Here is a 7589-nt window from a genome sequence, read left to right as displayed (position 1 = left end):
GGGCGGCCCCCCGCCCCGGGCGGCGCCCCGCGCCCTGGGCCGGCCCGCCCCGGTTACCCGGGGGGGGGGGCCGCCCCCGGGGCCCGCCCCCCTCCCGCGTACTTCAGCTCACTTCACCGGAGTGAAGTCCCGCGCCCCGATGAACTCGGGCCGCCGGATCGGAGCCGCGAAGGGCTCCACCGCCGCGTTCTCCACGCTGTTGAACACGATGAAGACATTGCTGCGGGCGTACGGAGTGATGTTGTCACCCGAACCGTGCATGCAGTTGCAGTCGAACCAGGTGGCCGAACCGGCCCGGCCCGTGAAGAGCTTGATGCCGTGCGCGTCCGCCAGCCGCGTCAGCGCCGCGTTCGACGGGATGCCCGCGTCCTGCATCTGGAGCGACCGCTTGTAGTTGTCCTTCGGCGTCTCACCCGCGCACCCCAGGAAGTGCTGGTGCGAACCCGGCATGATCATCAAGCCGCCGTTGGTGTCGAAGTTCTCGGTCAGCGCGATCGAGACGGACACGGTCCGCATGTTCGCCAGACCGTCCTCGGCGTGCCATGTCTCGAAGTCCGAGTGCCAGTAGAAGCCACTGGCGCCGAACCCCGGCTTCACATTGATCCGGGACTGGTGGACGTACACGTCCGAGCCCAGGATCTGCCGGGCACGGCCCAGCAGCCGCTCGTCCCGCACCAGCTGCGCGAAGACCTCGCTGAGCCTGTGCACCTCGAAGACCGACCGTACGTCCTGGGACTTCGGCTCGATGATGGAGCGCTCGTCGGCGCGGACGTCCGGATCGGCGACCAGCCGGTCCAGCTCCGCACGGTAGAGCGCCACTTCGTCGTCCGTGAGCAGATCGCCCACGGTGAGGAACCCGTCCTGTTCGAAGCCCTGGAGCTCCGGCTGGGAGATGGGGCCCGCCGCGCCGGGCTGCGACCAGACCACCGGGTCCTGGCGGGGGGTGGTCACTTCACTCGCACCACGGGTGGGGTAGAGATCCGCCCGGATGTTGGACAGTACTTCGGTCATGGCGATTCAGACCTCCTCGGTCAGCAGCGGGTAAACGCCGTTCTCATCGTGGTCCTCCCGTCCGGTGACCGGAGGGTTGAAGACACAGACGCAGTGGAAATCGGTCTTCGGGCGCAGCGTGTGCTTCTCGTGCCCGTTGAGCAGGTACATGGTGCCGGGCTCGATCCAGTGGACCTCGCCGGTGTCGTCGTTGGTGAGTTCGGCCTCGCCCTGGGTGCAGAGCACGGCCTCGATGTGGTTGGCGTACCACATCGAAGTCTCGGTTCCCGCGTAAAGGATGGTCTCGTGGAGGGAGAAGCCGACCTTCTCCTTGGCGAGCACGATGCGCTTGCTCTCCCAGGTCCCCGACTTGGACTTGATGTGTCGGTCGGTTCCCTCGACATCCTTGAACGATCGGACAATCACTGTGACGGGTGCCTCTCTGTGTTACGGGTCGCGGCGGCGGGTGCGCCGCGTGTCAGGTGGTCTCGGTGCCGGGCCGGTCCGGTGGTGCCGGATGGTCCCGGTGGTCCCGGTGGTCCCGGTGTCAGGCGGTCTCGCGGACGGCGCGGGCCAGGATGCTCAGGCCCTCGTCCAGCTCTTCGGGGGAGACGGTCAGCGGCGGGAGGAGCTTGACGACCTCGCTCTCCGGACCGGAGGTCTCCAGGAGCAGCCCGAGGTCGAAGGCCCGGCGGCAGACGGCCGTGGCGCGCGGCTTGTCCTCGAACTCGATGCCCCAGACGAGGCCACGGCCGCGGAAGCTCACGCCCGCCCCGTCATTCTCCTCGACGAGGGCCAGGAGCGCGCGTTCGACCTGCTCGCCGCGGGCCAGCGTCTGCTTCTCCATCTGGCCGTCGGCCCAGTAGGTGTCCAGCGTGGCGGTTGCGGTGACGAACGCCGGGTTGTTGCCGCGGAAGGTGCCGTTGTGCTCGCCGGGCTCCCAGACGTCCAGCTCGCCCTTGAAGAGGCAGAGCGACATGGGCAGCCCGTAGCCGCTGATGGACTTCGACAGGGTGACGATGTCGGGGGTGATGCCCGCTTCCTCGAAGGAGAAGAAGCCGCCGGTGCGGCCGCAGCCCATCTGGATGTCGTCGACGATCAGCAGCATGTCCTGGCGGTGGCAGAGCTCCTGCAGCGCGCGCAGCCACTCGGCGCGTGCGACGTTGATGCCGCCCTCGCCCTGGACCGTCTCGACGATCACGGCGGCGGGCTTGTTGAGCCCGGAGCCCTGGTCCTCCAGCAGACGCTCGAACCAGAGGAAGTCCGGGATCTGGCCGTCGAAGTAGTTGTCGAACGGCATCGGTGTGCCGTGCACCAGCGGGATACCGGCGCCGGCCCGCTTGAAGGCGTTGCCGGTCACGGCCAGCGAGCCGAGCGACATCCCGTGGAAGGCGTTGGTGAACGACACGACGGACTCGCGGCCCTTGACCTTGCGGGCCAGCTTCAGCGCCGACTCGACGGCGTTGGTGCCGGTCGGGCCCGGGAACATCACCTTGTACGGCAGGTCGCGCGGGCGCAGGATCACGTTCTGGAAGGACTCCAGGAAGGCCCGTTTGGCCGTGGTGGCCATGTCCAGGCCGTGGGTGATGCCGTCGCGCTCGATGTAGTCGATCAGCGCGCGTTTGAGCACCGGATTGTTGTGGCCGTAGTTGAGCGATCCGGCTCCGGCGAAGAAGTCGAGGTAGGTGTGGCCGTCCTCGTCGTGGAGGTAGCTGCCCTGGGCCCGGTCGAACACGGCCGGCCAGCTGCGGCAGTAACTGCGCACCTCCGACTCAAGGGTCTCGAAGACGCTCAGGGCGGGCGGGGTGATGGTCACAGCAAGTCTCCTGGGGTGAGGGATGTCAGTCAGGCCGAGACGGGGCTGATGCGGTACAGCACTTCCGGCTGGTGCGTCCCTTCGGGGAACAGCCCGCCGTCGAAGAGCACTTCACGTTCCACTGCTGCCCCGTGACGCTCTGCGAACGAGCGGAACAGCCGGTCGGACGCGGTGTTGTCCGGAGAAATAGTGGTTTCGAGCTCCCGGACCACTCCCCTGGCGGTGACCTTGGCGGTCAGCGCGTCCAGCATCAGGCCGGCGAGGCCGAGCCCGCGGCAGGCCGCGTCGACGGCCACCTGCCAGACGACGAGGGCTTCGGGACGGTCGGGGCGCACATAGCCGGTGACGAAGCCGATGGGGGCACCGGCCGAGTCGCGCGCCACCACGGAGGTCGCTGCGAAATCACGACACCACAGCAGGTAGCTGTACGAGGAGTTGAGGTCCAGCACCTCGGAGTCGCGGGCGATACGCCAGAGCGCGGCTCCGTCCTCCACTCGTGGGGTGTCTATCTCCTGGAATTCACTACGGGCACGTACAAGGTCTTCTTGCGCGGCGGTCATGTAAGGGAAATTTACCCAGCAAATTCAAAAAATGCATTCCGGGGCGGGGTTGGCCAAAACCTCATTCCGTGCTAACGCGCGGGCGCGGACGGCGGCTCCTGTGGTCGCGAATATGGATGATTTGTCCCGGAATTATCGGGCATACCGAACCCACTGTGGGGTCGGTCACATGTGTGTAACCTTCGTGACGCACGTCCGAAAACCGCTGGTGGGGGCGGTGGAAAATCTTGCGTTTAGGGTCCGGAAAAGCGGGCAGAAGAAAAGGGACTGGCGTACTGGTGAAAGCCGGAATTCTGCATTCTGCAATTCTTTGATTACGCGGCTGTGTGCGGCCGTCACCAGCCGTACACAGCCCGCATCCGCCTGGGCGCACGGCTCAGTCGCGCCGCCAGACCTCCGAGACCGCGGCGCGTGCGGCAGCCGGATCCACCGCGGCCGCACCGTCCCGCACCGCACCGTTCAGCGCCGGATCGCTCAGCGCTCCGCCCAGGGCCGCCAGCGAGGAGTGCACCACGCCCTCGGTGGCGTCCGGGCCGTAGTGGTTGATCCGCACCATCTCCCCGGCCAGCGCTCCGCCGCCGGCGATCAGCGGCAGCGTCGGATCGGCCGCCAGGGCCTTCGCGACCAGCCGGGACGCGTCGACCCCGGCCGGGGTGCGGAGCGTGGTGGCCACCGGGGCCGCGTCCCGTGCCTCGTGCACGAACGGCGTCAGCCCGCCACCCAGGGCGAGCACACCGGCCCGGGTGGCCGCGGCGGCCCGTGCGTGCCGGTCCATCACCGCGGTGCGGCCCTCGGACTCGATCCGCTCCAGACAGGCCCCCAGGGCCAGCATCTCCAGCTGGGCGGGCGCGTGCGGCAGCGCGGTGCGGCCCGCGTCGATCCAGCGCTCCTTCCAGTCCAGGAGCGAGAGGTACGAGCGGCGCGGCGCCCGCGGGTTCTCCGCGAACCGCTGCCAGGCGCGCTCGCTCACGGAGACCGCCGACACCCCGGCGGGCCCGCCCATCGCCTTCTGGGCGCCGATCACACAGAGATCCACGCCCCAGGCGTCCGGCAGCAGCGGCTCCGCACCCACCGATGCGACCGCGTCCAGCATGAAGAGCGCGCCGTGCGCCCGTACCGCATCGCCGATCTCCGCGACCGGGTTGGTGTTGCCGGTGGCCGCCTCGGCGTGGACGAGCGAGACGAAGTCGATCTCGGGGCGGGCGGCGAGCGCCTCGCGCACCTGGTCCGCGGTGACCGCGGTGTGGAAGGGCACCGCCAGGTCGACCACGGTGACCCCGCAGTCGCGCAGCCAGTTGCCGAAGGTCTGGCCGTACGGCCCGGTGATCACGTTCAGGGCGGTCGAGCCCGGCCGGGCGCCGGAGCGGATACAGCCCTCCAGCGGCAGCAGCGCCTCCCCCTGGGTGATCACGACGTCCTGCCGGGTGGAGAGCAGCGACGCCGTCTGCCGCTCGATCGCGGCGAACTGCGCGGGGGTGAGCGGGGCGAGGTCGAGGAAGGGGTGCGTCACGGGGGGGCTCTCTTCGCGAGTTCGTTCGGGCTGGCGGTCCGATGGTACTGAGGGGGTGTCCCGGGGGCCGTGGCCCGGCGCCGGGCCTCCCGGCCCCTGCCGCCCGGCGCGGCCCCGTCGTTAGGCTCGCCGTATGAGCGATCACACGGTGCTGCATGTGAAGGGGCGGGTGCTGGTCGGGCCCGAGGACGTCAGGGACGAACTGTGGGTGGTCGGCGGGCGGATCACCTACACGCGCCCGGCCGCGGAGACCGTCACCGTGCGGGGGTGGGTCTTGCCGGGACTGGTCGACGCGCACTGCCATGTCGGGCTCGACGCACACGGCGCGGTCTCCGCCGCGACCAGTGAGAAGCAGGCGCTCGGCGAACGGGAGGCCGGGGCGCTGCTGCTGCGCGACGCGGGGTCGCCGTCCGACACCCGGTGGATCGACGGCCGCCCCGACCTCCCGAAGATCATCAGGGCGGGCCGCCACATCGCGCGCACCCGGCGTTACATCCGCAACTACGCCCATGAGATCGAGCCGGGGGATCTCGTCGAGTACGTCGCGAGGGAGGCCCGCAACGGCGACGGCTGGGTCAAGCTCGTCGGTGACTGGATCGACCGGAACACCGGGGACCTGTCGGCCTGTTGGCCGCGCGGTGAGGTGGAGGCGGCGATCGCCGAGGCGCACCGGCTCGGCGCCAGGGTCACCGCGCACTGCTTCGCCGAGGACTCGTTGCGCGATCTCGTGGAAGCCGGGATCGACTGCATCGAGCACGCCACAGGACTGACCGACGAGACCGTCCCGCTCTTCGCGGAACGCGGGGTCGCGATCGTGCCGACCCTGGTGAACATCGCGACCTTCCCCCGGCTCGCCGCGGGCGGCGAAGCCAAGTACCCGCGCTGGTCGGCGCATATGAGGCGGCTGCACGAGCGCCGCTACGACACCGTCCGCTCCGCCTACGACGCGGGTGTCCCGGTCTACGTCGGTACGGACGCGGGCGGCTCACTGCCGCACGGTCTGGTCGCCGAGGAGGCGGCGGAGCTGGTGAAGGCGGGAATCCCGGTGTCCGATGTGCTCTCGGCGGCGTCCTGGGGCGCCCGGGAGTGGCTGGGCAGGCCGGGGCTGGCCGAGGGGGCGCCGGCGGACCTCGTGGTGTACGCGGACGACCCGCGCGAGGACGTACGGGTGCTGGGGGCGCCGCACCGGGTGGTGCTGGAGGGGCGCACGGTGGCGTGAGGGCGTGAGGGGGACGGCGGCTGCGGGTCTGCGGGGGCGGACCGCCCGTGCGGCGCCGGGTTGACCGGGCGTGACATGCGGGCCCGGTCACTCGTTGAGGCACCTGGTGCCTTCCGGTCCCGTCATCCGCGGGTACGTCGGCGCACCACTCCTGGGCGGTGAAACGAGGGGCTGGGAGGAACGCGCGTGCCTCAGGATTCGAATGCGAGCACGGAAACACCACTTTGGAGTGAACTCACGCCAGGTTGCTGACCGTTCACCCACAGTGCGTAAAGATTCCGGTGTCTCGGTCGCCGGCGCACCCACGAAGTCCCCGTGGGACGCGCCCCCGGCGACGTCATGTCTCTTGTGGGGGTTCCACCGCCTTGAACAGCAACACCTTCCGTATGCCCGCACGCCTCATGCCCGCACGCCGTACGGCCGCCGTCCTTGTGGCCGCCGGGCTGACCGCGGGCCCCGCGGCTCTTCTCGCCGCGGCACCCGCGCAGGCGGCCACCGGCAGTGACGGAAAGGCGAGCGCTGTCGTGCTCCGTACCGGGCTCGATGTCTCGCTGCTCAACAAGACCGTCGATCTGCCGCTCACGGTCGCGCTCAACGAGGTGCACGCCCCGGCCAGTGCGGACAGGACCGCGCTGACCGCGAAGCTGGACGGCGTCGACAAGGGCCGCCCGTTCAGTCTGCTGCGCGCCGACGTCGCCACCGCCGGTGCGACGGCCGACCGTCACAAGGCGGAGGGGTACGCCAATGTCGCCCGCGCGTCGGTCCATGTCCCCGGGCTGCCGCTGCTGTCGCTGATCGAGGTCGAGAAGGTGACGTCCAAGGCGGTCTGCGCCGCCGGTGAGCGGCCGCACGCCGAGTCGAACGTACTGGGCCATGTGACGGTTCTCGGCAAGAGGATCACGCTCACCGCCGGTGGTACGACGCGGATCCATGTGCCCGCCGTCGGTGATGTGACGCTCGACCTCTCGAAGACCAGCACGACATCCCGTACGGCCGCCGCCACCGCGCTCCAGCTCAAGGTCTCGGTCAACCCGCTGAAGCTGAACGTCGCGGACGTCCAGGGCGAGGTCACCCTCGCGCAGGCGACCTGTGAGTCGCCGGTGGCGGCCCCGCCCGGCCACGGCGGCGGGCAGCCGGCGAAGCCCACGCCCGCGCCCGGGGTCAAGGAGCAGACCGTCGCCCACCCGAAGCCCGCGGCGGCGCCCGAGAAGGAGAACCTCGCTGAGACCGGGGGCAGTTCGGCGACCCCGTACATCGCGGGCGGCGCGGTGGCCCTGGTCGTGGCCGGCGGTGGCGCGGTCGCGATGGCCCGTGCGCGGAGCCGTAACAAGGCCTGATCCGCTGATCCACCGGGGGCCGGGGCGCCCCGGGGGGGGGCGGCCCCCCGGGCGCGCCCCGAGCGCGCCGCCCCCCCCCCCCCCCCCCCCCCCCCCCCCCCCCCCCCCCCCCCCCCGGCGCGCTCCACGCCCCCCCGGGGCCCGCCCCGCCCGGCGC

The 7589-nt window shown here is 70.6% G+C and carries 7 protein-coding genes; 2 read left to right on the top strand and 5 right to left on the bottom strand.

What is annotated here, in order from left to right:
* Positions 1–108: 108 nt before the first annotated feature.
* The 5 genes from thpD to ACFXBC_RS24940 all read right to left on the bottom strand — a co-directional run bounded on the left by thpD (position 109) and on the right by ACFXBC_RS24940 (position 4876).
* Positions 109–1011 (bottom strand): ectoine hydroxylase, encoded by a 903-nt coding sequence (gene thpD, locus ACFXBC_RS24960; RefSeq protein WP_385028539.1) that lies wholly within the window; start codon positions 1009–1011, stop codon positions 109–111.
* Positions 1012–1017: 6 nt separating this feature from the next.
* A complete protein-coding gene (locus ACFXBC_RS24955) occupies positions 1018–1416 on the bottom strand; it encodes an ectoine synthase (protein ID WP_385028536.1) in 399 nt (132 codons plus the stop codon).
* Positions 1417–1537: 121 nt separating this feature from the next.
* Entirely contained in the window at positions 1538–2806 is a 1269-nt protein-coding gene (gene ectB, locus ACFXBC_RS24950) for a diaminobutyrate--2-oxoglutarate transaminase (RefSeq protein ID WP_385028533.1), read from the bottom strand.
* Between the two features lie 29 nt (positions 2807–2835).
* Positions 2836–3366, bottom strand: a complete 531-nt coding sequence (gene ectA, locus ACFXBC_RS24945; protein WP_385028530.1) for a diaminobutyrate acetyltransferase — start codon at positions 3364–3366, stop codon at positions 2836–2838.
* 376 nt (positions 3367–3742) lie between these two features.
* A complete protein-coding gene (locus ACFXBC_RS24940) occupies positions 3743–4876 on the bottom strand; it encodes a pyridoxal-phosphate-dependent aminotransferase family protein (protein WP_385028527.1) in 1134 nt (377 codons plus the stop codon).
* Between the two features lie 133 nt (positions 4877–5009).
* On the opposite strand from ACFXBC_RS24940, the gene ACFXBC_RS24935 reads away from it, so the two are divergent.
* Together ACFXBC_RS24935 and ACFXBC_RS24930 are read left to right on the top strand one after the other, a co-directional pair.
* A complete protein-coding gene (locus tag ACFXBC_RS24935; protein ID WP_385028525.1) occupies positions 5010–6095 on the top strand; it encodes an amidohydrolase family protein in 1086 nt (361 codons plus the stop codon).
* Positions 6096–6460: 365 nt separating this feature from the next.
* On the top strand, positions 6461–7432 hold the full coding sequence (locus ACFXBC_RS24930) for an SCO1860 family LAETG-anchored protein (RefSeq protein ID WP_385028522.1): 972 nt from the start codon (positions 6461–6463) through the stop codon (positions 7430–7432).
* Positions 7433–7589 lie beyond the last annotated feature (157 nt).

Origin of the sequence: Streptomyces sp. NPDC059398 (genome assembly GCF_042751845.1) — a bacterium.
Lineage (GTDB): Bacteria > Actinomycetota > Actinomycetes > Streptomycetales > Streptomycetaceae > Streptomyces.
Note: the sequence above shows the minus strand (reverse complement) of the source record. Positions and strands in the feature narration are given on the sequence as shown.